This is a genomic window from Synechococcus elongatus PCC 11801 (genome assembly GCF_003846445.2).
GTDB lineage: Bacteria > Cyanobacteriota > Cyanobacteriia > Synechococcales > Synechococcaceae > Synechococcus > Synechococcus elongatus_A.
In genome coordinates, this window is record NZ_CP030139.2 from 1,244,479 (window position 1) to 1,269,486 (window position 25,008).

28 protein-coding genes are annotated in these 25,008 nt (G+C 51.7%); 5 read left to right on the plus strand and 23 right to left on the minus strand.

Annotated elements, in window-relative coordinates:
* Positions 1-188: 188 nt before the first annotated feature.
* The 6 genes from DOP62_RS05920 to DOP62_RS05945 all read right to left on the minus strand — a co-directional run bounded on the left by DOP62_RS05920 (position 189) and on the right by DOP62_RS05945 (position 7,535).
* A complete protein-coding gene (locus tag DOP62_RS05920; RefSeq protein WP_208676476.1) occupies positions 189-584 on the minus strand; it encodes a hypothetical protein in 396 nt (131 codons plus the stop codon).
* Positions 585-802: 218 nt separating this feature from the next.
* Positions 803-1,204, minus strand: a complete 402-nt coding sequence (locus tag DOP62_RS05925) for a fasciclin domain-containing protein (RefSeq protein WP_208676474.1) — start codon at positions 1,202-1,204, stop codon at positions 803-805.
* Between the two features lie 46 nt (positions 1,205-1,250).
* Positions 1,251-2,543, minus strand: a complete 1,293-nt coding sequence (locus tag DOP62_RS05930; protein ID WP_208676472.1) for a CO2 hydration protein — start codon at positions 2,541-2,543, stop codon at positions 1,251-1,253.
* Between the two features lie 48 nt (positions 2,544-2,591).
* Positions 2,592-4,133: an NADH-quinone oxidoreductase subunit M gene (locus DOP62_RS05935; protein WP_208676470.1), complete on the minus strand. Its 1,542-nt coding sequence runs from the start codon at positions 4,131-4,133 to the stop codon at positions 2,592-2,594.
* Between the two features lie 13 nt (positions 4,134-4,146).
* Positions 4,147-5,985: an NAD(P)H-quinone oxidoreductase subunit F gene (locus DOP62_RS05940; protein WP_208676468.1), complete on the minus strand. Its 1,839-nt coding sequence runs from the start codon at positions 5,983-5,985 to the stop codon at positions 4,147-4,149.
* A 251-nt stretch (positions 5,986-6,236) separates the two neighbouring features.
* Positions 6,237-7,535 carry a homoserine dehydrogenase gene (locus DOP62_RS05945; RefSeq protein WP_208676914.1) on the minus strand — a complete coding sequence of 433 codons (1,299 nt, stop codon included), beginning with the start codon at positions 7,533-7,535 and terminating at the stop codon, positions 6,237-6,239.
* A gap of 205 nt (positions 7,536-7,740) precedes the next feature.
* On the opposite strand from DOP62_RS05945, the gene DOP62_RS05950 reads away from it, so the two are divergent.
* Positions 7,741-8,655: a vitamin K epoxide reductase family protein gene (locus tag DOP62_RS05950; RefSeq protein WP_208676466.1), complete on the plus strand. Its 915-nt coding sequence runs from the start codon at positions 7,741-7,743 to the stop codon at positions 8,653-8,655.
* 122 nt (positions 8,656-8,777) lie between these two features.
* Here the strand turns inward: DOP62_RS05950 and DOP62_RS05955 are convergent, their stop codons facing one another.
* From DOP62_RS05955 to DOP62_RS05985, 7 genes are all read right to left on the minus strand, one after another.
* A complete protein-coding gene (locus tag DOP62_RS05955) occupies positions 8,778-9,848 on the minus strand; it encodes a linear amide C-N hydrolase (RefSeq protein ID WP_338442634.1) in 1,071 nt (356 codons plus the stop codon).
* A 75-nt stretch (positions 9,849-9,923) separates the two neighbouring features.
* Positions 9,924-10,418, minus strand: a complete 495-nt coding sequence (locus tag DOP62_RS05960; RefSeq protein ID WP_208676464.1) for a YfbM family protein — start codon at positions 10,416-10,418, stop codon at positions 9,924-9,926.
* A gap of 66 nt (positions 10,419-10,484) precedes the next feature.
* Positions 10,485-10,736: a hypothetical protein gene (locus DOP62_RS05965; protein ID WP_208676462.1), complete on the minus strand. Its 252-nt coding sequence runs from the start codon at positions 10,734-10,736 to the stop codon at positions 10,485-10,487.
* A 102-nt stretch (positions 10,737-10,838) separates the two neighbouring features.
* Positions 10,839-11,699, minus strand: coding sequence for an ABC transporter permease (locus tag DOP62_RS05970; protein WP_208676460.1), 861 nt, complete (start codon positions 11,697-11,699; stop codon positions 10,839-10,841).
* Between the two features lie 60 nt (positions 11,700-11,759).
* Positions 11,760-12,782: an ABC transporter ATP-binding protein gene (locus DOP62_RS05975; RefSeq protein WP_208676458.1), complete on the minus strand. Its 1,023-nt coding sequence runs from the start codon at positions 12,780-12,782 to the stop codon at positions 11,760-11,762.
* A 96-nt stretch (positions 12,783-12,878) separates the two neighbouring features.
* Positions 12,879-13,289: a type II toxin-antitoxin system VapC family toxin gene (locus tag DOP62_RS05980; protein WP_208676456.1), complete on the minus strand. Its 411-nt coding sequence runs from the start codon at positions 13,287-13,289 to the stop codon at positions 12,879-12,881.
* Positions 13,282-13,572 (minus strand): ribbon-helix-helix domain-containing protein, encoded by a 291-nt coding sequence (locus DOP62_RS05985; RefSeq protein ID WP_208676454.1) that lies wholly within the window; start codon positions 13,570-13,572, stop codon positions 13,282-13,284. The genes DOP62_RS05980 and DOP62_RS05985 overlap by 8 nt, the downstream gene beginning before the upstream one ends.
* A gap of 111 nt (positions 13,573-13,683) precedes the next feature.
* Between DOP62_RS05985 and DOP62_RS05990 the strand changes: the two genes are divergently transcribed.
* Positions 13,684-14,571, plus strand: coding sequence for a carbon-nitrogen hydrolase (locus DOP62_RS05990; RefSeq protein WP_208676452.1), 888 nt, complete (start codon positions 13,684-13,686; stop codon positions 14,569-14,571).
* Between the two features lie 5 nt (positions 14,572-14,576).
* On the plus strand, positions 14,577-15,065 hold the full coding sequence (locus tag DOP62_RS05995) for a thermonuclease family protein (protein ID WP_208676450.1): 489 nt from the start codon (positions 14,577-14,579) through the stop codon (positions 15,063-15,065).
* On the opposite strand, the gene DOP62_RS06000 is transcribed toward DOP62_RS05995, so the two are convergent.
* Both DOP62_RS06000 and trpB read right to left on the minus strand, forming a co-directional pair.
* Positions 15,066-15,188, minus strand: coding sequence for a hypothetical protein (locus DOP62_RS06000; protein WP_261790044.1), 123 nt, complete (start codon positions 15,186-15,188; stop codon positions 15,066-15,068). It lies immediately after the preceding gene.
* Positions 15,189-15,209: 21 nt separating this feature from the next.
* Entirely contained in the window at positions 15,210-16,421 is a 1,212-nt protein-coding gene (gene trpB / locus DOP62_RS06005) for a tryptophan synthase subunit beta (protein WP_261790081.1), read from the minus strand.
* Between the two features lie 155 nt (positions 16,422-16,576).
* On the opposite strand from trpB, the gene DOP62_RS06010 reads away from it, so the two are divergent.
* A complete protein-coding gene (locus tag DOP62_RS06010; RefSeq protein WP_208676445.1) occupies positions 16,577-16,912 on the plus strand; it encodes a translation initiation factor in 336 nt (111 codons plus the stop codon).
* On the opposite strand, the gene DOP62_RS06015 is transcribed toward DOP62_RS06010, so the two are convergent.
* Positions 16,885-17,349 (minus strand): membrane protease subunit, encoded by a 465-nt coding sequence (locus DOP62_RS06015; RefSeq protein ID WP_208676443.1) that lies wholly within the window; start codon positions 17,347-17,349, stop codon positions 16,885-16,887. The two genes, DOP62_RS06010 and DOP62_RS06015, sit on opposite strands and share 28 nt — an antisense overlap.
* Before the next feature lie 84 nt (positions 17,350-17,433).
* Positions 17,434-18,288 (minus strand): TetR family transcriptional regulator, encoded by an 855-nt coding sequence (locus DOP62_RS06020; protein WP_222610273.1) that lies wholly within the window; start codon positions 18,286-18,288, stop codon positions 17,434-17,436.
* A gap of 23 nt (positions 18,289-18,311) precedes the next feature.
* Here DOP62_RS06020 and DOP62_RS06025 point away from each other — a divergent pair, with 23 nt between their 5' ends.
* Positions 18,312-19,265 (plus strand): Rieske (2Fe-2S) protein, encoded by a 954-nt coding sequence (locus DOP62_RS06025; protein ID WP_208676441.1) that lies wholly within the window; start codon positions 18,312-18,314, stop codon positions 19,263-19,265.
* A gap of 187 nt (positions 19,266-19,452) precedes the next feature.
* On the opposite strand, the gene DOP62_RS06030 is transcribed toward DOP62_RS06025, so the two are convergent.
* The 6 genes from DOP62_RS06030 to DOP62_RS06055 form a co-directional block, all read right to left on the minus strand.
* A complete protein-coding gene (locus DOP62_RS06030) occupies positions 19,453-20,082 on the minus strand; it encodes a transglutaminase-like domain-containing protein (RefSeq protein WP_208676439.1) in 630 nt (209 codons plus the stop codon).
* A gap of 258 nt (positions 20,083-20,340) precedes the next feature.
* Positions 20,341-20,772 carry a cytidine deaminase gene (locus tag DOP62_RS06035; protein WP_208676437.1) on the minus strand — a complete coding sequence of 144 codons (432 nt, stop codon included), beginning with the start codon at positions 20,770-20,772 and terminating at the stop codon, positions 20,341-20,343.
* A 97-nt stretch (positions 20,773-20,869) separates the two neighbouring features.
* A complete protein-coding gene (locus DOP62_RS06040; protein ID WP_370538896.1) occupies positions 20,870-21,427 on the minus strand; it encodes a GNAT family N-acetyltransferase in 558 nt (185 codons plus the stop codon).
* A 78-nt stretch (positions 21,428-21,505) separates the two neighbouring features.
* Positions 21,506-22,264: a glutathione S-transferase family protein gene (locus DOP62_RS06045; protein ID WP_261790042.1), complete on the minus strand. Its 759-nt coding sequence runs from the start codon at positions 22,262-22,264 to the stop codon at positions 21,506-21,508.
* Between the two features lie 895 nt (positions 22,265-23,159).
* Complete coding sequence (locus tag DOP62_RS06050) at positions 23,160-23,945, minus strand: hypothetical protein (protein ID WP_208676433.1); 786 nt, start codon at positions 23,943-23,945, stop codon at positions 23,160-23,162.
* 2 nt (positions 23,946-23,947) lie between these two features.
* Complete coding sequence (locus DOP62_RS06055; RefSeq protein ID WP_208676431.1) at positions 23,948-24,328, minus strand: mCpol domain-containing protein; 381 nt, start codon at positions 24,326-24,328, stop codon at positions 23,948-23,950.
* Positions 24,329-25,008: the final 680 nt, after the last annotated feature.

Genomic DNA, 25,008 nt, shown 5'->3' on the forward strand with positions numbered 1-25,008 from the left:
TCGATGAGTTACAAAAGCGATTTCTCTAATTTTCACTATTTTACTCGCGAATTATTTTTAATGATAAATTCACAGAAAATTTCGATGAGTTTTAATGAGAGTAGAAGCTGAGACTAAATAAAATTCATATCCAGGTCAGAATTGAATTCAAGCATCCACTCGGCAACTGCTAATGGTGCGGATAAAACCTACAAACGAGTTGTGTTTACGCTATCGGTGCGATCGCAGGGGACATCTTGGCGATCGCCCACTTTCACAAAGAAGGTGGGATGGTCAGGATCGCTGAGACTCCAAAACCATTTATTGTCACTGTAGCTAGGAGCCCCTTCGATATTGGTGCGCGGCAGCTGTAAATTCAGATCCCGCCAGCGCAAAACTACGAAAGCGCCGGGTAAGGTTCCTGCTAGCTGATTGTTCACCCGCGGATCATCGACCGGCCCGTTGTCATACAGCGCTACGAGAGGTGCATCGGCGCAAACATAGGTCACTTCTGTTCTGGCTGCTTGAGCCACTGACGGCAAGCCCAGCCCAGCGGCTAGGGCGATCGCGATCGCAGTCAGCCCAAGAATCAATCGATAAATCATCAAAACACTTCTTCTGCGCTGTTGGTGATCCTAGCGAGAGCAAGTACGACCGAGCGGCCCCGTAACTAGACAGTGCGCAACCCAAAATGAATGGCACTCAGGGAATGTCCAATCGGACCCTACTGAATGCCATGACTAGGACTGTTGTGCAGTCGAGTACGCAGTGGTCGTTGCTGGAAACGCGCGATCGCACCACCATCACGATTGAGAGAGGCTGATTACCCCATCAAGATCACGCGATTGAGAACATGGACAATGCCGTTATCACAGGCAATATCCGCCGAGAGAACCGTTGCATTTTTGATTTCAAAGGGTTCTGCCCGACCAATGGGGATAGGTGCGCCTTCCAAGGAATCCACAGACGGTCGATCGATCAGATCAGACTTGGAGAGCGCTCCAGCCGTCACGTGAAATTTCAAGATCCGAGCGAGTTGGGGCGGATTCTGAACCAGCGTCGTGACGGTGCCAGGGGGCAGCGCGGCAAACGCTTCATCCGTCGGCGCAAAAACGGTAAAAGGGCCGTCGCTGTTAAGTGCATCAACTAAACCGGCAACTTCAACAGCCGTCAGCAACGTCTGAAAGCAGCCCGCCTCGCGGGCAACCTCAAGGATTTTGGCCATCGTGCAAGCCTCAGAAGTTTAAGGAGCAAAACAGATGAGAACAGGGTTAGCGATAGTCCTGACTTTGGACATCACGCAACCGTGCTTCGGGACGCAGGAATCGATTGATTTGTGCTTCGAAGAAAGCCCGATTGGCTTGCAGATGGACCGGATCGGTGTCATCGAGGGGATAGAGCAAGGCAGCCCGCAGCGCTTGAATCACCGCCGAAGTGACGTTGTACATCGATCGCTGGAAGCTAATGCCCAACTGAATCAGCATGTCGTCTTCCCCGCGACAGTGTTGCTGATACTCCTCTACCAAGTAGGGCGGCAGGAAGTGCAGCATGTCCTGCATTAGCAGCGTCGGTGGAATGCCAGCGGAGCCGACAGGGAAGACATCGGCGTAGAGAATGCCGTAGTGGAAGTCTGCCTGCTGATCCGGCACTTGGAGTGCCTGAGCGTTGTAGGACTTGGTGCCTCGGAAGGGCGCCGTTCGGTAAAACACTGCTTCCACGTAGGGCAGCGCCGCTTCATAGAGCCAAGTAAAGCCCATCGACTTGGGAATAATTTCGTAGCACTCGCCATCGATGAAGACATGGTGATAGATCGGGCGACCTGCGACCGCGAAAATGCCGTTGACGAGGAAGTTCATTGCATCTGGCACGCCCTTGAAACCGCCTTCGTCGTAGATGTCGCTCATCTCGAAGAAGACCGGCGCCATCACCTCCCAGAACAGCCCGAGGTTGGCAGTGTAGGAGAGCATCCGCACCTGCTCGAGGAACATCTCGGGGAAGAGCTTGTACAGCCCCAACATCAGCGGGTTGCCTTTGAAGTAGGCCCGAATGGCGCGATCGGCGTTCTGGCGATACTCCTCGCTTTCCAGGTAGTCATTGAAGCGACCGCCCATGCCTTGGTGCCAGAGCATGGCGTCCATGCAGGCTTCGGCAAACTCCATGTTGATGCGATCGTGCCAGAGGTGATGCAAGACCTTCGGCAGCTTGCGCTTCAACTCGCCCCGCTGCATAAATTCCAGTAGCTCGGGGTGCGCTGTTGCCTCGCCTCGCCAAATCCGGAGGTCGGCGCTGTCACCGGCGTAGGAGTTAGGGCGATCGAGATACTCCTGCGAGGGGAAGTACTTGAAAGCCGGCAGGGGATTCAGAAACACTTGCTCGGCAATATAAAGCAGGTCCCGCCAGTAGAAATCCATCGGCACGGCATAGGCCTTATAAATGCCGATGATCTGCTTCAAGTTGTCGGGGGTGTCGGGCAGCATCGAGCCCCCAGCTTCCAGCCGATGAATGACCTCAGCAAAGGGATGCTGGGACGGGGGTAGTTGGGGCGGACGGGTCGTGACAGTCATGGCAGCAGGCCTCGCAAGATCAAGAGCGGTGAACTGGGAAAGAGTGCGTTACTGCAGGACAGCAGAGAGCGATGGGGTAGGGAACACCGGCGTCGATCGCGATCGCCCTTCCGCGATCGTGGACTGGAGCGGTTGTGGTAGATGCGCCGCGATCGCCAAACTGCTGCCTTCGCTCCAGCGCACCAAAGCCTGGGGTGCAATACCCAGCGCCATCACCGTCAAGGCGAGAACAACAGCGGGCCAGCGCTCGCTAGCCGTGACAGACCGCCAACGGGCTTCTTGGTTATCGAGTTTGCCAAAGCAGGCTCGGTTGATCAGGCTGACAAAGTAGACCGCGGTCAGACCCGAAGCGGCGATACAGCCGACCGTAGCCCAAGGGAAGATAGCGAAGCTTCCTTGGAAGATCAGGAATTCCGCGATAAAGCCAACGAGTCCCGGAATCCCAGCGCTGGCCATGGCAGCCATGAGCAGCAGACCCGCGGTCAGGGGCAGTCCCCGAATTGGATTGAGTAGACCCGAGAGTTGATCGCGATCGCGCCGACCGGTAACCCGCTCGATCGTGCCAATCAGTTGGAACAACAGCGCCAGAATCAAGCCGTGGGCGACCATTTGGGCGATCGCGCCCTGCAGAGCGAGCGGGGTTCCTGCTGCCAAAGCCAGCAGCAAAGTTCCCATGTGCCCCATCGAGCTAAAAGCGACCAGTCGCTGCAAATCAGTTTGCCGCAGGGCATTGAGGGTGCCGTAGAGAGCGGTGATCGCCGCGAGAACCGCCAAACTGGGTGCAATCAAAGACCAAGCTTCGGGGAAGAGACTGCAGCAAAACCGAAAGAGACCGTAGCCACCCAATTTGGAGATCGCGCCTCCCAAGAGCATGGCGATCGCCGGTGAGGCTTGACCATAGGCTGCGGGCTGCCAGCTGTGAAACGGCACCAAAGGTAGTTTGATCGCGAAGGCAGCCACAAACAGCAACAGCAAGGGCAGTTGCAGCGCAAGGGGCAGATCAACAGTCTGGAGCTGATCCAGAGAGAAGCTAAAGGGCTGGCTGCTGAGGATAGCAGTGGCGATCGCACCGAGCAGCAGCAGGATTCCCGAGATCGCCGTGAAGATCAAGAAGCGAGTGGCAGCGGCACCTCGCTGTTCCCCGCCCCAAATCGAGATCAGCAGGTAGACCGGAATCAGCTCCAGCTCGTAGCCGAGCACAAACAGCATGAGGTCGCGCGAAAGCAAGGAGATGACCATGCCCGCCGCAGCCAAAAAGATCAGGCTGTAGTAGAGGCGGGGGCGCGACTGATCGGCTGGGCTAGAGGCGATCGCCAGCAAGGTCAGCAAGCTAGCCAACAGCAACAGCGGCAGCGACAGGCCATCCAAGCCTAAGCTGAAGTGAATCCCTAGGGCGGGTAGCCAGTCCCAATCGATCGCCAGTTGGGGCGTAGCGATCGCCGGATCAAAGCCCGTGAGGAGACTAACCGCGAGCAGGAGGATGCCGCCTGCAGCCGCGATCGCCCAGCGCCGGAGTTTGGCGCTGTCATCGCCGCCGACAGAGAAGAGAAGAGCAGACCCTAAGGCCGCTGCAATCAAAGCAACTAACATCGTCCAATTCCTCCTAGAGCAGACCGAGTACGGAAGACTGCCGTAGGAACGGCATCAGGAAGAAGACACTGCCCACTGCGATCGCCAACAACATCGTCAAGGCATAGCCTTGGGCTCGCCCCGAGACGTTGTAGCGCAGGCTCTGACCACTACCGAGCGCAATCAGCCCCATCAGGGTGGCAGTACCATCGACGATCGTGCGATCGAGGAATTGCAAGACCGTCGCCACAGCGCTCACGCTGGCCACAATCGTGCGTCGGTAGAGGATGGGTGTGTAGAAATCCTGGGCGAAGAAGTTCTGCAAGCCTTGCCAGGGTAGACGAACCGGCTGATTGCGAGCCGGCCCAAAGTAGACAGCCGCACCTGTCGCGACGCCAACCACACTGGCCCACACCAAGGGAATAGCCAGATTATTCAACTGGGGTAACAGTCCGACGCGGTACATCACAATCGGCAAGTGGAGGGTCACACCCGCCAAGACCAGCATGGGCAGCACCATCAGCCAGAGCACCTCAGCCGATCGCGTTGACATTTCCTTGGTCGGGCCACCCCAGATGCGGGCAAAGACGCGGGTCAGGCCAAAGCCAACAGCTGCCAGCACAAAGACCAAGACAATCACTAACCAAGGCGATACCGGCCACAGTCCTTCGGCCAAGCCCAACCAGGCCCAGAAGCCACCGAAGGGCGGCATGGACAACAGCGATAGGCCACCCAAGGCAAACGCAAGGGCCGGCAGCGGGCGTCGCGACCAGAGGCCACCCAACTGGGTGATGTCTTGAGTGATATTGCGGATCACAATCGTGCCGACGCTCATCATCATCAGCGCCATCGAGAGGCTGTAGACCAGCAACAGCCGTTCGGCAGCGACGGTTTGACCAGCACCGACAGCGATAAAGACCAAGCCCATCCAGGTGCTGACCAAGTAGGACAGCGCCCGTTTGACATCCACCTGCGCGATCGCAATCAGGCTGGCGCAGATAGCAGTGACGGTCCCGACGCCAATCAGCAGGGTTTCAGCCAGCGGCACCGCGGCAATGATTGGCTGCAGTCGGATCAGAACCCAAGCACCGGAGACGACAACGATCGCGTTCCGCAGGATCGTCGAGGGTAGCGGCCCCTCCATCGCCTCATCCAGCCAGAGGTGGAAGGGGAATTGAGCGCACTTGCCCAACGGACCGGCAATCAAAGCGATCGCGATCGCCGTCAATGCTAGAGACGGTTTAGCCGTAGATGCCCATTCCGCCAGTTGATCAAAGTTCCAAGTCCCGGCCAGCGGCAGCAGACCCAACACCCCGATCAGCAGAATCAAGTCCCCAATACGTTTCGTCAAGAAAGCATCGCGGGCACCGGTCAGTACCAGCGGCTGGTTGTACCAGTAACCGACGATGAGGTAGGTCCCCAGCGTCAGCATCTCAAGAATGACGTAGCTGAAGAACAGCGAGTCACAGAGAACCAAACCACTCAGCCCTGCTTCAAACAGGCTGAGATAGCCAAAGAAGCGCGCCCAGCCCCAATCTCGTTCGAGGTAGCCGATCGCATAAATTTGGGCAAACCAGGTCAGGCCACTGATCACGGTTAAGGCGACCAGTCCCGCCGTGGTGGTGGACCAGTCAAAACACAGCTCGAAGCCCACCGTGCTGAGCCAGCGAAAGGAGCCTTGTGCGGGTTGCATTGCCCAGAGCGCCAGCAGGGAATGCAGGAACGCCAAGCCGCTGGCAACGACATTGACATAGCCAGAGGGCCGCGGCCCTGTAAGGCGAACCAGCCCGGGAGACCACAGCAAGGAAGCGATCGCACTGAATAGCGAGTAGCCGGGAATCAGCCAGACGCTCTGGCTGGCAGCAGAAAGCATCACAACCTCCAAGGTGCGGAATAAGACCCCTCTGCCGAAGCCAGAGGTGAGGAGCAGTAGGTTTTAAGAAAATCTATGGTTTCTGAAAATACTAGGGGATAAATTTATAGGTTGATCCCCTAAGACCCGCAGAAATTTTCAATCGACACCCCAAGCGAAACTTATCGATGCCGATGTTTGAGCTGGACACAGTCTGTGCGTTTTGGGCTGAGTCCAGGAACTCCTCAGTAGTTGGACAGTGCAATCAGCCACTAGAGCACATGCAAGAGATTAGCGATCGCCTGCACCAGTGGTAAGGCTTCCAGCTCAGCGATCGCTCGTCGCATGATACCTTCCTGCACCTCGTGGGTAATCACCACTAACTCAGCCGTCTCGCCACTGACGTCAGTCTGCACGATCGACTCCAGACTAATGCCTTGCTCACCAAAGATCGTGCCGACTTTGCCAATCACGCCGGGACTATCTTGAACAACGATGCGCAAGTAGAAACGAGCTGCTGTTTCAGCCGGTGGTGCCAGCTCCACTGTTTGCAAATAGCGACAAGCCAGCAGCGGATCGAGGTGATCACGATCGCCGCCTGCACTCAGCACCGCCGCAATGTTGAGGATGTCGGCCACAACAGCACTGGCCGTCGGTCCTGCCCCTGCACCCGGTCCAAAGAACATCACCTGCCCAACCGGTTCACCCTCAACCAAGATGGCGTTGTAAACATCATTGACGCTGGCGAGCGGATGACTAAGGGGGACCAAAGTCGGATAGACGCTGGCTTCCAGTCGCCAAGTGTCGCCTTGGTTTTGCCGCTTGGCTTTTGCCAGCAGCTTAATCGTGAAACCGAGCCGTTCAGCGTAGGCAATATCGCTTGCTGTGATTGCGCGGATACCTTCGCAGGTAATTTGCGATCGCTCGACTCTGCCGCCAAACGCTAGCGACGCCAAAATGGCAATCTTGTCAGCCGCATCCCAGCCATCGACATCAGCCGTGGGATCGGCTTCGGCATAGCCTAGTCGCTGCGCATCCTCCAAGATCGGTCCAAAGTCTCCGCCTTCGCGCTGCATCCGCGTCAGGATGTAGTTGGTCGTGCCGTTAACAATGCCCAAAATGCCCTGAATACGATTGGCACAGAGGGACTGTTTCAGCGGCTCGATCACAGGAATCCCGCCACCGACCGCTGCTTCCAGAAGAACGTACACGCCAGCATCCGCCGCTGCCGCAAAAATTTCTTCGCCGTAGCGGGCTATCACCGCTTTATTGGCGGTCACCACATGCTTGCCGTGGGCGATCGCCGTCAAAATCAGGCTGCGGGCTGGCTCGAGTCCACCCAGCAACTCAACAACAATTTCTACGGCTGGATCGCGGACGATACTTTCTAAATCCGTCGTGAGGCAATCGCGAGGGACTTCGACACTGCGAGCCTTCTCGAGGTTACGCACCCCGACCCGATACAGCTCGAGTTCTTGCAGCAGGGGTTGCCGATCTGTAGGGTCTAGCAAAATCTCTGCAGTGCCGGTGCCCACGGTTCCCAGCCCCAACAGTCCAACCTTAAATGTCACAAGTCGTTCCCAATCATCGACCGATACGGCTTGCACCATTGTTGCGTACCCTTGGGCGATCGCTGCGATCGCCAGTCAGATGATGACGGCTCATCTCTGATTCATAGACAGGCAGCAGAGCAGGAGAGCCGCTATTGTGGACAGCAGCGACGCCACACAGAGACACTGTGGGTGTTCCGTCCCTTGGTGAGTACAGAACAGCACTATGGTGCGCAAACGTCCGACTCCTTGGCTGCATCGTTGGTCGCGGCCCATCATCCTCTTCCTCGCCACCATTGGCTTGCTGGATACGGGCTACATCACTCTTGAGAAGTTCGGCATCATTGAACAAACGGTCTGTCCGCTCTTTGGCGGAGGCTGCTCCCAAGTTCTCAACAGTCCCTATGCAGTGCTGTTTGGACTGCCCCTCTCGCTGTTTGGGGCGATCGCTTATTTGAGTGCCGGTATTTTGGCTGCTCTACCGTTGTTTGTCAAAACAGAGCAAGCGAAAAGCCTGCGATTAAAGCTTGAGAAGAGCACCTGGTTGTTGCTCTTTCTACTCTCAACGGCAATGGTTGTCTTCAGTGGCTATCTGATCTATTTGATGGCCTATGAGATCAAAGCCTTCTGTTTCTTCTGTATTGGCTCGGCTATCCTCTCATTGGGAATTTTGCTCGTGTCACTTTTCGGTCATGACTGGGAAGACCTCGGTCAAGTGTTGTTTGGTGGCTTCATCACTGCGATCGCCGTTTTGGTGACCCTGTTGGGAATTTATGCAGGGGGGAGTGAGAACCCAGCCCTTGCAGATCAAGGACAAGTAGGCCCACCCATTGTCAACGTCTCGAAACCCGCAGCCGTGTCCTTGGCTGAATACCTCACCAAGACGGGCGCCAAGATGTATAGCGCTTACTGGTGTCCGCACTGCCACGATCAGAAAGAACTGTTTGGCCAAGAAGCCGTGAAAAAGCTGGATGTTGTTGAATGCGACCCTCAAGGTCGTGATGCGCGTCCGCAACTCTGTCAACAAGCGGGTATCCAGGGCTTCCCCACCTGGGAAATTAATGGCAAGCAGTACTCGGGTACGCGACCGCTCCAAGAGCTGGCAAATTTGTCAGGCTACACAGGGCCGCAGAATTTCTAGCAACATTGGATAAAAGGACAAGGGCCGACAGCGATCGGCCCTTTGTTATAGCTGGGAAGTAGGTAAACCTAAGCGATCGCAATGAGCCAGGCCAGACCTGTTGCAAATCTTAATGACCTGATTTACAAACCGGCAAACTCAAAAGGTTTTGCAGGTTTGAATGAGCTAAGAGCATCACCTGCGTAGACTTCATTATTGGAAACCAACAGTCGTTTGACTGACTGATCTTGACTGAAATTAACCTTCTTAAGATCAACCCAAAAAGTGTTTGGTGTCAGAGCAGTCTCAAAGTAATAGACCAAGTTTTTTTGGTCGGATAAGGAGCGCCAGCGAGTTGAGGAAATATTCGGCTCCTCTTCGGAGGAAATCCCAAAGGGAACCGAAGCATTCCGAATCACACTGAAGACACTTGCAACAGCAACTCTGGTATCAGTAGTCTTGGGAATGGCATCAATATAAAAAGAGGCTCTGACAAAGCGATCCGCTGCACGGTTAGTCCCTGGCAGCATGTTGAGTCCTCCCACCTGTTGCCAGTAACCATCCAAAGCAAGCTGCTTCTCAAAGGTTGGGGAGTTTGTCATAACTGTGTACGACATACTGTGATGGATAACTAGCTTGCCGTCAATGTATTCGAAGATTGCATTGTCTCCTTTCGCATCTGAAATTGATAGATGGAGCGTTGCAAAGCGATCGGTTCCTGGAATATTTGCCGAAACAACAACAAAAGGTTCTGAACGTAATGCAGTAACGGCTTCTTCGACTGTAGCGAAGTTATCTAAGACGTACTGTACCCAAGCAGCGACTGAAAGCCCTTGCTGATTAGGCGTATATTCGGGGTATTGAGATTCTGCCAACCATAGTAAATTAGCAACAAGACCCTTCTCGTTCATGCCATCGGTGCTGGCGATATCAAAAGCACTGGCGACAACACTGCCGTATTTTGAGGTCCAGGTCACCGAATTAGGACCAACTGCCCCGTTGCGTTGCATGCCTCTTGGGAATAACCAGAGGTTGGCTGGAATTTCATCCTTCCAATCCATCGATCGCCCCGTGATAGTCATTCCTTCTGGGCCTTGGTAGACCGCTCTTGTGCAAGCTTGCACAGGTGTTGCGATTAGTAGGAAACAGGCGCAGACAAGGATTAAGAATCCTATCTTGGTTTGCATTGATGACCTCATGGTTTTGACCATCATGCCCTATGCTTCGCTATTCTGTCTGTATTGAAGTACTCGCCGTAACCTGTGTTTGATAGCGTTTTTACGGGTTAGTCAGTTGAGGTACTTGAGCATTGCATTATTGTTGGCTGCCGCCTCGATATAGTAGCTACGAAGATCTTCATGCCAAGCAACTAAATATTCGATCGAATCTCCATCAGAATCATTCCAAATATCTGGATAAATCTCATTCTGTGAAAGCTGCTCAGCAGAGTATCTCAAGCGAAACTGTTCTGGAGTGATCTCACGTAGGGCCGCTGCAACAACTTTTACCTCTTCTGCAGTCAAGTAACGTGCCGGTCCATAACCAACATCATCACCGATCTCCGTCCCACCTAGAACAACATTAGCGAGAGGTGCTGCCCCTTCCCAAGCACTACCCGTCAGTAAGTAATGAATTCCATGCCATGCCTTATCAATCTCAAGATTTGTATCTTCCTCCTCATCTTCATCTTCGCGATAGATGAAGGATTCTATGCAGGATGGGTCAGCAATTAACGCTGCGAGCTGTTCAGGAGAAACTTGTAAAAAGTTTCCGATCATTGACATCGTTAATTTCCTTCCCTAATTTTCAGTCCTATCGTTACATGGCTGTTTGCATATTTGCCGACTTTCTTATTTATTTAATTGCTTTCTTTTGCCTAGACTTAAGAATAAGAAGACGATTGGAAAAGTCAAGATAGAATGCCAAACAAAGAGAATGGCCCATACCCACCAAGCGTGAATCTCAAGCCATGCAAAACCATAGGTCACTTCTGCTCCACTACTTGAAAGCTGTGGAAACAGCAAAGCGATAGGGATGAAAAGTAGTAGAACTGGAATGTTAAAAGGAATTAAATGACCGAGAGTGATAGCAAGACCGAGCATGCAGGAATAGATTATTGATTTCCTGACTTTCCTGCTAATCATGTTTTTGATACTAATTCTTATGATATCTATACGTCAAAATTGTTGCTGAGCTCTTGTGATTTAACTCAGCGATCGCTTGAGAGCGGGTTGAATTAGCAGTAGAGCAGTGACGCAAAAACCAGTCAGGATTGCTAAGCATCCACCGATCGAGATTTCACCAAAGGGTGCAGCTAGGGCAACGTCACTCCACTGCCAGCTGTTGTGGAGATAGAGGAAACGAATCGGCTCGATCGCGTAACTGAGTGGATTCAAGCTCGCGAGCCATTGCAGCCAAGTTGGCATAAAGTCCAGCGGTGCCAAGGCCGTACTAGCGAACAACAAGGGCAGGTTAGTGATAAAAATAGCGGCGATCAGTTCAATATGACCAGGCAAACTGAACGCTAAACCGAGGCTCAGAGCCGTTACGCCCAAAACGAGCAGCAGCACGATCGCGAGTACCAATAGCAATCCTGTCGCCGTGGGTAAGCCTGCGCCTAGGGCTGAACTAACTAGCAGGATGGCGATCGTTTGAATCAAGCTCAACGTTGTGATGTACAGCGCCGAGGCGACCACGATCGAAAAGCGCGAAGTCAGGGGTGCGACGAGTAAGCGGTTGAGGAAGCCAAACTCGCGATCGAACATCACGGGCAAGCCCGCATTGAGTGCGCCACTAAAAGCCGTGAAGACAATCACGCCCGCGCCCAAGAATTGCCCATAACGAACCTCGGGGCCAAAGAATCCCGTAGGAGCATTCTGGAACAACGCCCCAAATAGGACGAGCCACATCAGGGGTTGAATGACGCCGGCAATCAGCGTTGTTGGGCGACGCTGTAACTGAATAAAGAGCCGCTTGGTGAGTCCTGCCGTTTCTTGCAGAAAGGCCGAAAACTCAGAAGGCTCCGACAAATTCGACAGCTCAGACTTCGGTAGCGTTGTGGTCATGGCGGCTTATTTCAACAGGAAAGAGATGAAAGTCGGGCAATCGCTCGGGAGCTGGTTTTTTTAGCGCTGCATGGCGCGTTTTTTCTCCGCCTTGGGATCTCGACTCGCGATCGCAGCGAGTTCTGCATCCAACAGCGTGCGGCCTGTGGCGGCAAGGTAAACATCATCCAAACTCGGCCGCGCCTGAGCAATGCCAAAAGTCGGCAATCCTGCGGCTTGCAAGCTGGTTTGAATTGTTGCCAGCGCATCCGTCTGACCATCGACCACAAGGTTGAGCGAGTTGCCCTGAGCCGTATTGATGATCACGTCCTGCACGCAGCTCAGAGACTTCAGCAGTTCCCGTGCTTGTTCGGCTTCATCACGAGGCGAGAACTCCCGCAGGCGTAGGGTAATGCGATCGCCACCAACACGGGCTTTCAACTCCGATGGACTACCGACGGCAATCACCTGTCCGCGATCGATAATCGCCACGCGATCGGCCAAGGCATCAATTTCTTCGAGGTAGTGGCTGGTGATCAGAATGGTGATTCCTTCGGCCCGCAAGCGCCGCAGAAACTCCCAAACCACGACGCGACTTTCGATATCCAAGCCCACAGTCGGCTCATCCAGCACTAGCAGGCGCGGTTGATGCAGCAACCCTGTCGCCAAATCTAGTCGTTTACGGATGCCACCAGAGTAAGTTCCGCAGCGGCGTTCGAGCCAATCATCTAGCTCCAGCAATTGACTGACGGCCGCAATGCGATCGGCGATCGCGGCTTTGGGTAGGTGATAGAGCGCTGCATGGAGCGCTAGCAGTTCGCGCCCCGTCAGAACCTTATCAATCGCGACTTCTTGAGCGACATAGCCGAGTCGCTGACGGGCAGCACGGGGCTGGTCGATCACTGAGATGCCATCGACCTCCACCAGCCCTGCCTCGGGACGGCTCAGTGTGCAGAGACAGCGGAGAGTCGTGGTTTTACCAGCGCCATTCGGCCCCAGTACCCCAAAAATTTCACCGGCGGTCACTTCAAAGCTGACGTCTTCGACCGCCACCACCGAACCATAGGACTTGCGCAGGTGCTCAATACGAACGGCTGGCGTCATTGCAGATCCAGAAGTGATTCAGGCGTTAACCGTTCCCATTCTAGGCGGCTCCGTCAGCCTCACTCAGGCGATCGCCTGCTCACATCCCCCTAGCGTTCAAGTAAATAGCTGATTGATGAGCGATTCGCCTCCTGGTAGTCGATAAATCCCAAAGTCTCGTCGATCTAGCGTCACGATCTCACTCAAGCCCCACTGTCCGGCCACCCAAACCAAGGAGGCATCTGCCAAATCCATCGGGATATCGCTGTAACGCTCCATCAGATTGGCAATTCCCGTAATCGCAGTAGTTCCAAGTTCTTGGACTTCGAGACCGCCCAAAGCGACCCAACGCATCAATCGATTGACCCCATAGGACGGAATCAAATGACAGACCTCAGTTAGGACTGGCCATGTCGTTAGTAGCGGGCGATCGAGATTACTGAAGAAATTGCGGCATCGATCGTGAAAATTGTCGCTGCGATCGAACCAAGCAACGAGTGGTCCTGTATCCACCAGCAGCTTAGACATTGAACTGCTGCGACTGAGCATGCTGGAGGGCTAGCTTATCTTTCAAGTGCTGAGCATGATGTTGTCCTAAGTCACCGACTCCACTCTCAAAACAGCCCACGAGTCCTAACTGCTCAGCAAGAGCAGCGGGAGAGTTCACGGGATCAGTCAACTTTTGAATTCCCGCTTTGATTGCTTCTGTCTGGGTCACACCCGTGCGTTGGCAATATGCCTGCAATGCAGCATCGGTTTGCTCATCAAGGCGAACAGAGATCAGCCGACTAGTGCGGGAAGGAACACCCATAACTTCCACCCTAAAGTAATACAAGTCATATTACAAATTTTCGCCTTAGCCCCAGCAGATGACGGCGATCGTGGCAACGGGCGATGATGCCAACAGTGCTCTGCGGTTTCTATGGCTTCGACGTTGCGTGTCGCTCTGGCTCAACTGGCATTTAGCGATCAGCCTGCGATCGATCGCGATCGCGTGACGGCAGCGATTCGGGAAGCCGCAGCAGCTGGGGCAGAGCTGATTGTGCTGCCCGAGATCCACGGCGGCTACTACTTTTGCCAGACCGAAGATACTGCTCAGTTTGATCGCGCCGAGCCGATTCCAGGGCCAAGTACGGACTATTACAGCGCGATCGCCCGAGAACTCTCCGTTGTTCTCATCCTTTCCCTGTTTGAACGGCGGGCGGCGGGGCTCTATCACAACACCGCGGTCGTGATCGAACGGGATGGAACGATCGCCGGTCGCTATCGCAAGATGCACATCCCTGACGATCCGGCTTACTACGAGAAGTTCTACTTCACGCCGGGCGACTTGGGGTTTGAACCGATTCAGACTTCGGTTGGCAAGTTAGGGGTGCTGGTCTGCTGGGATCAGTGGTATCCCGAAGCGGCACGGTTAATGGCGCTGGCTGGGGCAGATCTGCTGATCTATCCGACCGCAATCGGCTGGGATCCACTAGATATCGCGGAGGAACAACAGCGGCAGCGAGAGGCTTGGCAAACGGTGCAGCGTGGCCATGCGATCGCCAATGGAATTCCTTTGCTGAGCGTGAATCGGGTTGGCTTTGAACCCTCGCCCGATCCGGCTGCTGCGGGCAGTCAATTCTGGGGCAGCAGTTTCATTGCTGGGCCGCAGGGGGAATGGTTAGCAAAGGCTGGCGATCGCGAGCCGGAACTGCTGATTGCTGACCTCGATCGCGATCGCAGCGAACAGGTACGCCGGATTTGGCCCTTCCTGCGCGATCGCCGCATCGATGCCTACGGCGATTTAGTTCGGCGCTATCGAGACTAACCCCGATGATCAAACCCCTGTCCGCGATCGCTCTACTGTTCTTGCTAGGCATCAGTGGTTGCCAATCGCCGGGTCCACCAGGTGAAGTCAGCCAGATTAGTGACGGCGATACCCTGACTGTGCAGCAAGACGGGGCGGCGATCAAAATCCGCTTGGCCTGTATCGATGCACCAGAACTGGGACAGAAACCTTGGGGTGAGCGAGCGCGTGGAGTATTAGGCGTGTTGGCTCCAGTGGGTAGTGAGGTGACGGTCGAGTCCTTTGAACGCGATCGCTACGGACGCACGGTGGCGACGGTTTGGCGCGAAGGGCAATCGGTCAATCTGGAAATGGTGCGGCGCGGTTGGGCCATGGTTTACCGGCAACACCTTCGCAACTGTGATGCCAGTGCTTACTTTGCAGCGGAAACAGCAGCACGGCGCGATCGCATTGGCTACTGGCAAGCAGGTCGTAACCCTCAGCCCCCTTGGGAATGGCGTCGCCGCCAGCGCTAACTAAGAAGCATTAGCCACAAAAAAGTCTCGGCAGTGCTGCCGAGACTTGCCAATGACCCAGGGTAATTCGCTGTATCCATGCTGGGTCTGTTTTAGGCGATCGCAGGCAGATGCTTCTGCCATGCAAGCTACAAATTTACGCTGTTAAAACTGGAGTCTTTGCGCCACGGTTTGCACGTCTTTATCACCGCGACCCGAGCAGTTGATCACCAAGTTGGGATTGCCGCTCAAGGTCGGACAAAGCTTCTCAAGGTGCGCAAAGGCATGGGCCGTTTCCAAGGCTGGAATGATCCCTTCCAGTCGTGAAATCCGTTGGAACGCTTCCAGCGCCTCGTCATCGGTGACGCTGTAGTACTCAGCGCGCCCCGCATCCATCAAGTAGCTGTGCTCAGGCCCCACACCGGGATAGTCCAAACCCGCACTGATCGAATGGGCTTCGATCACCTGCCCATCGTCATCCTGAAGCAGGTAGCTCATCGCGCCATGCAGGACACCCACACGACCTTTGGTCAGTGTGGCAGCATGTTCCGGCGTATCCACGCCACGACCCGCCGCTTCTACGCCGATCAAACGCACGGTGGGCTCATTGACGAACTCGTTGAACATGCCCATGGCATTGGAGCCACCGCCCACGCAGGCCAGCAGAATATCCGGCAGTCCGCCCCAGAGCGCCTGGGCTTGCTGACGGACTTCCCGACCAATCATGCTGTGGAATTCCCGCACAATCATCGGGTAGGGATGTGGGCCTGCAACGGAACCGAGGATGTAGTGAGTGTCTTCGACGTTAGTCACCCAGTCGCGGATGGCTTCTGAAGTGGCATCTTTGAGCGTGCCAGAACCCGCCGCCACGCCGCGCACTTCTGCACCCATCAGGCGCATCCGGAAGACGTTGAGGGCTTGGCGTTCCATATCGTGGACGCCCATGTAAATCACGCATTCCAGACCGAAGCGAGCACAGACCGTTGCAGTGGCCACACCATGCTGACCCGCGCCCGTTTCAGCGATGATCCGTTTTTTGCCCATGCGCTTGGCCATCAAAGCCTGACCCAGGGCGTTATTAATCTTGTGCGCGCCGGTGTGGTTAAGGTCTTCCCGCTTCAGGTAGATGTTGGGGCCTTGACCATCGGGACGGCGATAGTACTCCGTCAGGCGCTCAGCAAAGTAGAGGGGGTTGGGGCGACCGACGTAGTCGCGCAGCAGTCCTTCAAATTCCGCTTGAAATTCAGGATCGCGGCTATAGCGAGCAAAGGCCTGTTCCAGCTCTGCTAAGGCAGGCATCAGGGTTTCGGGAACGTATTGCCCGCCAAAGCGACCGAAGCGCCCCAGTGGATCGGGCCGTTCGCCCAAGTTCGCGATCGCAGTGGCCCACGCGTTGGTGGTAGATGGATTGACCGGCGTTTGTGTCACGATCGGCTCTGAACCCCAGGCAGAACGTCAGTTGCTTCCATTGTGCCACTGGTCAGAGAAGCCCAGAAACAGGACGGGAAACGGACGCACGGAGAACTCATCCCTTGGCTCAAAAGAAAAATAGCGATCGCGTCGTCTGGCGCGAATTTGGCAGTCAGGATGCCGCATTGGAGCGGGGTCAGCCCGATCGCCCACCCGCCCAGCATGATCTCCGCATCCAGTGCAGCCGTAAGGGGCGCGGAGGCAAAACCGTGACGATCGTCACGGGCTTCCAGCATCGGCCAGAAACATTGGCGAGCCTGTGCAAAAAACTGAAGGCGCGTTGCGGTAGTGGCGGCACCGTTAAGGACGACACGATCGAGATTCAGGGTGACCATCGTCAAACCCTGTTGGATGCGCTGAAGGGCTTGGGCTATGGTGCGAAACTGAGCGGCGGTTGAAGTTCAGTGGTCGTTTTTTCCTGTAGGAGTCGGCCCGCTTCCAGAGCTGGGAGCGGGATTCCCTTCTCGGTGGGGATGTAGATCACGGTGCGATCGCTTTGGTTTTGGCTCTCAGCGACACTCGTAATCCAAAGCCACTGCAGATAGACCTCATTCTCTTTCAGGGAATTGCCAATGATTTGGTTGGACTGGGCTAAACCCCGAGCCCGTTCAACTTCGGCTTGGGCTTGCAGTTTGGCGCTATCCAGTTTGGCTTGCGCTTCAAGGACAGCGATGCGGCGAGTGTATTCCGCTTCCTTGAGCTGGGCTTCACCACGCAGCTTCTGCACATAAATCCCGTACTGCGGCCCCAGTCCGAGCCAAAGACCAATCAGTAGAACAAGGGACAAGGCGATCGCGAGAATCGGACGCCAGGATGACGAAGTGTTTTCAGTCATTGCTCTAACTGCAACCGCAGCAAAACTGCCCCTGTTGTAGCTGATTTAGGCTCGAAGAGAGATTAGCTCGCTATGTCATTCATTTCACAACTCATCTGCATGAGTGCTCGAAGCAGTGCGCTCTAGAAACTGTTTGCCGCAATCCTTACATAGATAGCGTTGCTTGTTGTAGCGATGCCCATTCTTCGACAAGCGGTCAGACTGACAGTAATGACATTTCATTACTTTTGCCACTTTTTCATCCATTGACCTTGGCCCAATATGGGGTACCAGATAGGCGACGAGCAATGCCTTGAGTTCTGCGTAGCGCGATCGCCGTTGATGCTCCTCTCCCCGTAACGCTTGCAGCAGTAGGGCGTTGTAGCACTGATGAACCGTTTCAGCGAGGCGCTCACTCTTCTCAATCGGCAATGCCGGATTCCACTGCCGCAAGAAGTTTGCATATTGCTCAATCAACTGACGATTGAACGTCTCGTCAAACAGCACAAATAGCTGAGGCGCCACAAAGTACTGGACATAGACCACCTGGGGAATCGGGTCTTGAAAGTAGGCGACATGCGCTTCTACCAGGCGATCGACAAACTCCGCAAAGGGTCGCTTCAGATCCGCAGACTGCAGGAGTTCCCGGTTGAGGGCCGTCACGTTTTCCATGTGGCGGGCTTCTAAAGCGTGAAAAATGGCGAGTTTATCGGGAAAAAACTGGTAGAGCGAGCCGATCGCCGTTTTTGCCCTGGCAGCAATCATGTGGGTGGTGGCGGCTTCGTAGCCGACTTCTACAAACACCTCGGCTGCCGATCGCAAAATTTGCTCAACCCTCTGTTGGCTGCGCTGCTGCTTGGGCTGTCGTCTCAGGGGCGTCGGGCTCGGTTGAGATTTGACCATCGGTGACTGAAAGACCTTCTTGACAAAGATGAATAATCTGTCGTATTCATCAAACATGAGAGTTTCGTCACAATTTTACTATGTCACCCATTCTCCCGGGCGCACCGTGGCTGGTTGCTCATCGCTCAATGTTGGGCATTAACCAGCCCTACAAAATTTCCTTGAATGGCCAGGACTACGTCCTCTGGCAGAATTCGCAGGGCGAGGTCTTTGCCCTCAATAATGTGTGTCCCCACATGCAGGCTCCGCTCTCAGACGGCTGGGTTTGTCAGGAGCGAAATACCATTACTTGTCCGTTTCATGCGCTGGAGTTTGATGGACAAGGACGGCTGCATCAAGCTGGAAAAGTGGGAGCGCAGCCGCTCATCGCTCCGCTGGAACTTGTGATTCAGGGCGATTTCATCTGGACGTACGGCGGTATGGATGCCAAAATTCCGGTTCCTGACTTGATTGAACGAGTGAGTCAGGGCATGACTTTTGTGGGCGTTGCCGGAGAAAAGAGCATCGAGGGTCCCTTTCTACACAATCTGTTGATCAACTATGACTACAACCATCAGAACGGGACTCACCGAGAGCTATTTGCCATCAAAGCTAATCGCATTCCTGTCTTTGAAAAAGAGGGTTACTGGGCAAAGGTTGTGCAGGAACTTGATCGCAGTGATCCGACCTTCGCAGACATTTGCCGCAACCCGGTGATTCTCTCGGCACCCAAGACCTACACGAGTACGCTGGAATATGCGTTTCCAGCAATGACGACCTTTAAAACTCGCTTTGCATTGGGCGAGATTTTGCAGGTACACGTGCTGTATCCAGAAACTGCAACTCGTACTAAAGCCTTTGTCCTGGCTTTTGCCAAATTCAATCATCCCATCTTGAAACCGCTGTTCAAGCGATCGATGTTGAGTGCGGTGGCAACGGTTGTGGAACAGGATGCACGATCGATCGAAACGTTGTATCCGCGTCAGGCTGCGAAGATTCGCTTACCCAATGAGGAGATCATGGTTCATGCGGAAAAACTCTACCGGGAATGGTGAGGGTGAGCAGTGATTAAAGCCTAGGCAATCTGCTCAAAATCGGAATAAGACTAATAACCGCTATATGGGTTAATGCACTACTCTGAAAGACTATCCAAAAGTGCAGCTAGCTAATGTTCTGCTGCACTCGCTGCTGTGGACCCTCGGACTCAACCGACTAACTTCGTGTAGTTAGTCTGCAAGCAGGTTATTCGCTGGCTGGTGTGTACTTATTATTAGGCACAAGACCGTAATTTCCTGCAGACTCTAGCGTGATATCTGGAAGGTTGCGGAGCATATCATCCCAAGTGGCCTGTGATTGCAAAGCTTCTACAATCATTTGAAGTGGCTCAGAAAAAATTGCATGAAAATCGGCCTCTTCAGGAAACTGAATCTTAAATGCCAACTGTTCTTGGGGAGGAGAAAATTGAGCATCAACTCCTTCTTTGTTGCCTCTTGCATCAACGCGATACCAACCAATTTCCGGTAAATGAATGGCATTGAAACCATGTAGGCAGTACGGTGCACCTTGATCGTCAATACTTAATCGCTGATAACAAAGTCCTGCAGGAATCTTATTTGCTCGGAGTAGTGCTGCCAGTAAATGGCTCTTAGCATAGCAATAACCTGTTTTGTACCTAAGTACATCAGAAGCCCGACAGGTTACGGGATTCATCTGGTAATCAAAACTATGACAAATTTCATCTCTTACCCACTCGAAGCACGCTTTTGCGATCGCTGTTGGTGTTTCATGGCTTGATGCAATTTGTTTGGCAATCTCGATAATTGTGGGATGTTGCCAATCAATAACTTCACTGGCTTTTAAGTATTCTTCCATGTGAACTACTACAAAGCTTATAAGCTAATTCTAAGCGACTCACTGACAGCTTAAAAGTGCTAAAAGTGCCGTAGATTCATTTCATCAACTTACCGCTTGTAATAAGCTCAGGAAGTCTGAGTTTTTTTCAGGATGCATTGTCATTGAAGCTCAGTCCCGCACTTGGATCTTTGACAGATCAGAGCGATCGCAAACATCGTTTAGTTGCACAGGTCAGTGCTGCTTGAAACTTCTGTTCGACGTCACTTAGGCTACGGATCACTCCTTAAATGCTTTCGCCCAGTAGTACGGCTGGACTTCCCCAAGCGTCTTGGCGATCCACCTAGAAGCATCTTGAGCGGTGGGCGTGGCGACCTCTACGCTCTCTCCCCAGTGAAATAGGCGTTCCTGACAGATTCCGCACGGGGTCAGGATCACAATTGGGCTATCGCCCGACAACCGCGAGACGCACACCAAAGCCGTGATCCGTTTGTCTAACTTCACTGCTTCACAGATGGCGCCCGTTTCAGCACATAAGCCGCCCCCGCCCCATTCGGGCTCGAAGACGACACTCGTTAGGATCTGGCCGTCGTCCGTGTAAGCAGCCGCTGCGATTCCTTCTGCCCTTGGAAAGCGTTGTTCCAAGAGAGCAATGGCCGCGTCGACTAGCGCTTGGTCAAGCTTCATCGCTATTTCCTCATTCTGTTGCATTGCCGCCTCTCGGCAGTTCAACGTTCTGCTTTAGCCGCTGCAACGCTCTCTCACTCCCAACCGATGACCTTGATACGGTCTGCGCACAAGCGGATTGTTATGCCGTCGTTGCCACAGCGCGACTCATTACGTAAACTGCATGGGTTTTATTGCCAAATTGTCGAGGTTCTGTCTTACGGAGCATCTCAAATCCCAAACCTTTCCAGAACTGTAAACCTGGATCATTGGCTTCAATCACGCTCAGCGACATCTGCTTGAGTCCTTGTTCTGCCACCCAATTCTCAAACGCCCGATAGAACTCCTTACCCAATCCTTGACCTCGGTGTTCAGGGCTTAACATCATCAATCCTAGCCACCAAGTCTGATCATCTGGATAGTAGCGAATTGACTCAATCATGCCGATTAAGTCATCCTGTGGAGCAAACAATCCAAAAATATATTTATCCTGTGTCGTTTTTCCACCTGGCACGACATCGAATTCTTCACGCGCTGCTGTTAGTGCAGGAGGTTGACCATCAGTTAGAAGCGCAAACTCTGTGCATTGCTCATACAGCCTTTGCAGCACCCCTGCATCCTCTAGATTGAGAAGCTTTGCTAAGTAACCAGGACGATTTAGAGCAAAACTTACGGGATTAGTCATCTCTCCGATCAACAATAATTACGATTGCCTTCAACTTAACATTAATAGCCTTGCCAGTCGTTTCAAAATTTTGTCCCACTGGTCGGTTTAACTTTAACTTGATCTCGAATACTTACAAACAGCTTTCAATCTACTGCCACAACCCGAAGCGTAGACGGCATAACGTTTCGCTTCACCCGCCGTTAGTAACTTTTCGGATTCAACAGAGAGACTCAGTGCGGTCGGTTTGAAAGCGGATTTGTATGCGTTTTCTCTCGCCATTTTTACGTATCCAGGAATGCTCTCAAAATCTTGGAACCATCGCTGAATATTTGTGTACTCTGACAAATCAAAGCCACCCTCATGGGCGACATGCGTGTATGCATACAAACTGATATCAGCAATGGATGCATTCTCACCAAGAAAAAATCTATTGTCAGCTAAATGTTGTTCCATCACTGCAAGAGCCTTATGCCCACCAGTTTGCTTGGCGTGATATTCAGCTTCCCGCTCTTTGGGTAATCCTAAGTACTTATTGATGTATCTTGCTGTTGCGATGTATGGCTCGTGACTATATTGTTCAAAAAACTGCCACTGTAATACTTTAGCCCTTTCATACTTTTCTTGTGGCAAGAATTCAGTCCCTTCTGCGAAGTAATTCAGGATCGCATTAGACTCCCACAGATAGTTGCCATCATCCAACTCGACGACTGGTATTCTTGCATTTGGATTCATCTGCTTAAATTCTTCGGTATGAGTTTCGCTAGCCAGTATGTCAACATGAACCCATTGATGGGAAATACCAATAAACTGCATCAGCAATTTGATCTTGTAGCAATTCCCAGACAACATATCTCCAAAAATTTTATACATGTGTTTTCTCACCCTCAATTCACATATTGTTCAAGGTCAACTGCAATTAGCCCCTGTAATTTATCTTGCAACTTTTCTCATTCGCGTAAGATATATATATCTGGTTAATAGCTGGATATCCATTGGTATATCTAGAGATAAAATTATCGCTGACTTTCCTGCACTGACAGAAGCTGATACCAGATTTGTTTGAAGTTCGCAGGTGATCGCGAACATCGTTTAGTTGCATAGTTCAGTGCTGCTTGAAACTACTCTTTAACCAAGACCTTACCAATATTATTGCCAAGAGGATAGGTACTAGTGGACACTCATCTATTCTTTTTGTTCTAAACAAGACTTAGAGAGAGAACTCATTGGTTTGCTAGGGTTTCGTTTGTGCGACCAGCGATGGTAAGTCCAAAGCAGTCGATTGCAGGAGTAAATCGTCTGGTACTTACTCGTAATGTGGAGCCATTGAGCTTTCGTCAGATATGCACGGTCTGCTGAATTTGATGATGGAGATAAATCATCGTGCTATTCAAGGTAACTCAGCAATCCAAAGTTTCATCGAGCAATAGAGCCAAAAATGAATAAACTCTCTATCTAATCTTACAAATAAGAAAATTACTGCTTTGTTGCTATTCCACTTATTGCAAAGTGCAATCTTAGATTTTTTAACTACTGGAAATCCACAACGTGGACACCAAATCATAAAGACTTTCACTGTACCGCTGCAGTAGCTTCAACTTAAGCATTTAAAGACAATCATCCAGCTACTATCCCACTAAGTACTCAAGGCAGCTAACATTCTGGTTGATCGGCTATCTATAACCTTTCTATAACCTTTGCAGCAACATCGATCGACCTTACAAGCCCACTCCAACTGGATTGTTGTACTTCGGGACACGCAAGAACTTTATTTGCCACGCACGGGAAAGTAAACAAGAAAAAAAGAAATAATTCCTAAGACTGTTCCAATAATGCTTACGACTTGTATAAAAGTGCTATTAAAGCCAAGAACGAAGGTTGCTGCAAGCGTAACACTCACAAATATAACAGTGCCAATTATTGAAGCTAATAAGGGAGTTGTCTTGATCAAAATTGACTGGCCACTTTTTTTGAAGATCTCTGTCTCGATCAAATTAACGTATTTGTATCCCTCATTTTTAGCTAAATCGTGGATAAGAATTTCCCAAGGTTTTTCATAATTGGGTGCAAAAATTAACTCAAACGTGCAGAGGTTATTGATATTTTCAAGTAGCGAACATGCAAAAATATCACCTATATAAACCTTGGAAACTGATGTCACATCAAGAATTACATTTTTCCTTTTCCCAAGATTAGAGATGAAGCTTCTCAGCTGTGAGTACTCGACTCTATCTACTGACCAAGAAATACTATCTGTTAGGCATAATGCGTATTTTGCCTTTAGTTCTGCAAGATCTGAAGCGTTATATATTGCTTCTAATTCAATTTCTTTTTCTGTTGAGTCCCCAGTGTAATATTTATAGATCCCATTTGAGAGACTCTGAAGCAAGCTGTAAACATTTGTTTGCAATGAATTCAGTCTAACTTCCTTTATCCGATCATCTTTAACTTGGATAAATACTATCTTCCTCACGCCTTGTTCAATACAATGCACAATTGGATTGAGATACTGATCCGGTCTGTCAGTCGTGACAAATATATATAGATCTTTCAACTTTAATTATCTCCAAAAGCTACGACACGTCCCTTTCCTGAAACCTTTGCTGTTCTTAGAGAGATTAATGCCTCAACTGATGTTTTTCCAACGCCAAATGACATTGTCTTTCCAGTTTTATCGAAAAAGTATTTGGAATAAGATGTCAAGATGTCTTCAATGCCTAGATCATCTGAAGTGATAAAACATATATCGTCACCAGCAACATATACTAATGAAGCCTTGATTTCATCCTTGGCAAGGGTCGCTATATCTTCAAGGGCTGATTTGACTTGAAAGGAGAATTTACTGGCTTCTTCGAGATTCCCTGAGAGCAAGTGGAGATCAATAACGTCACCTATATTATCACCATCACCGATACAGATTAGTCTGTTATTAGACATACTCTCTCCTAAACATCCCCAAGTAAGCCCAAAACACTATTCTAATCAATAACTGATAGCTATTTAAATTTTGGAGGCTCACAGATAAGCTTCAAAAACTGCCCTCACCCAAAAAACTCGGATGCATACAGCTCTGGTTGCGCGGCTGCCAATAGCCTTTGCAATTCAGTAAGATTTTCCATCAGTCCGCTCTAGGCGAATTGTTATATGGTTGTCATAGAGCTTTACCCTATTTGCTTACTCTAGAATAGCCTTCTCATTTATAGTTGCTTCTGCATCATTTTTAATCCATACTGTGTCATATTCTTTTCCATCTAAAGCTAAGACAGATTTTTATAGCCTAATAAAGCCTTATTTGTTCTTCGACTACTCTTCAGCAAACTCTTCCATACCGTCCGACACCTGTACACACTTTTGCAACTACTTTAAAGCTCTGCGGGCGAGTACCACTATATCTTTGGTTAGATCTTTTTCCTGATAGGCCTAGGAATTTTTGAAACGAGTATCTACTTTCAGTAACAAGTAAATTTTGGGCTTATGGTTTCCATTTAGATGTACTTCATAGCACTAAATATATGTCATGCCTAGATTGTCTCTTGTTTTTCTAGTACTTAATGAGCAAGAAAAAAGGATGCTGATATCAGCATCCTTCCAAGGATTTGATTGAATCCGCTCGTTTT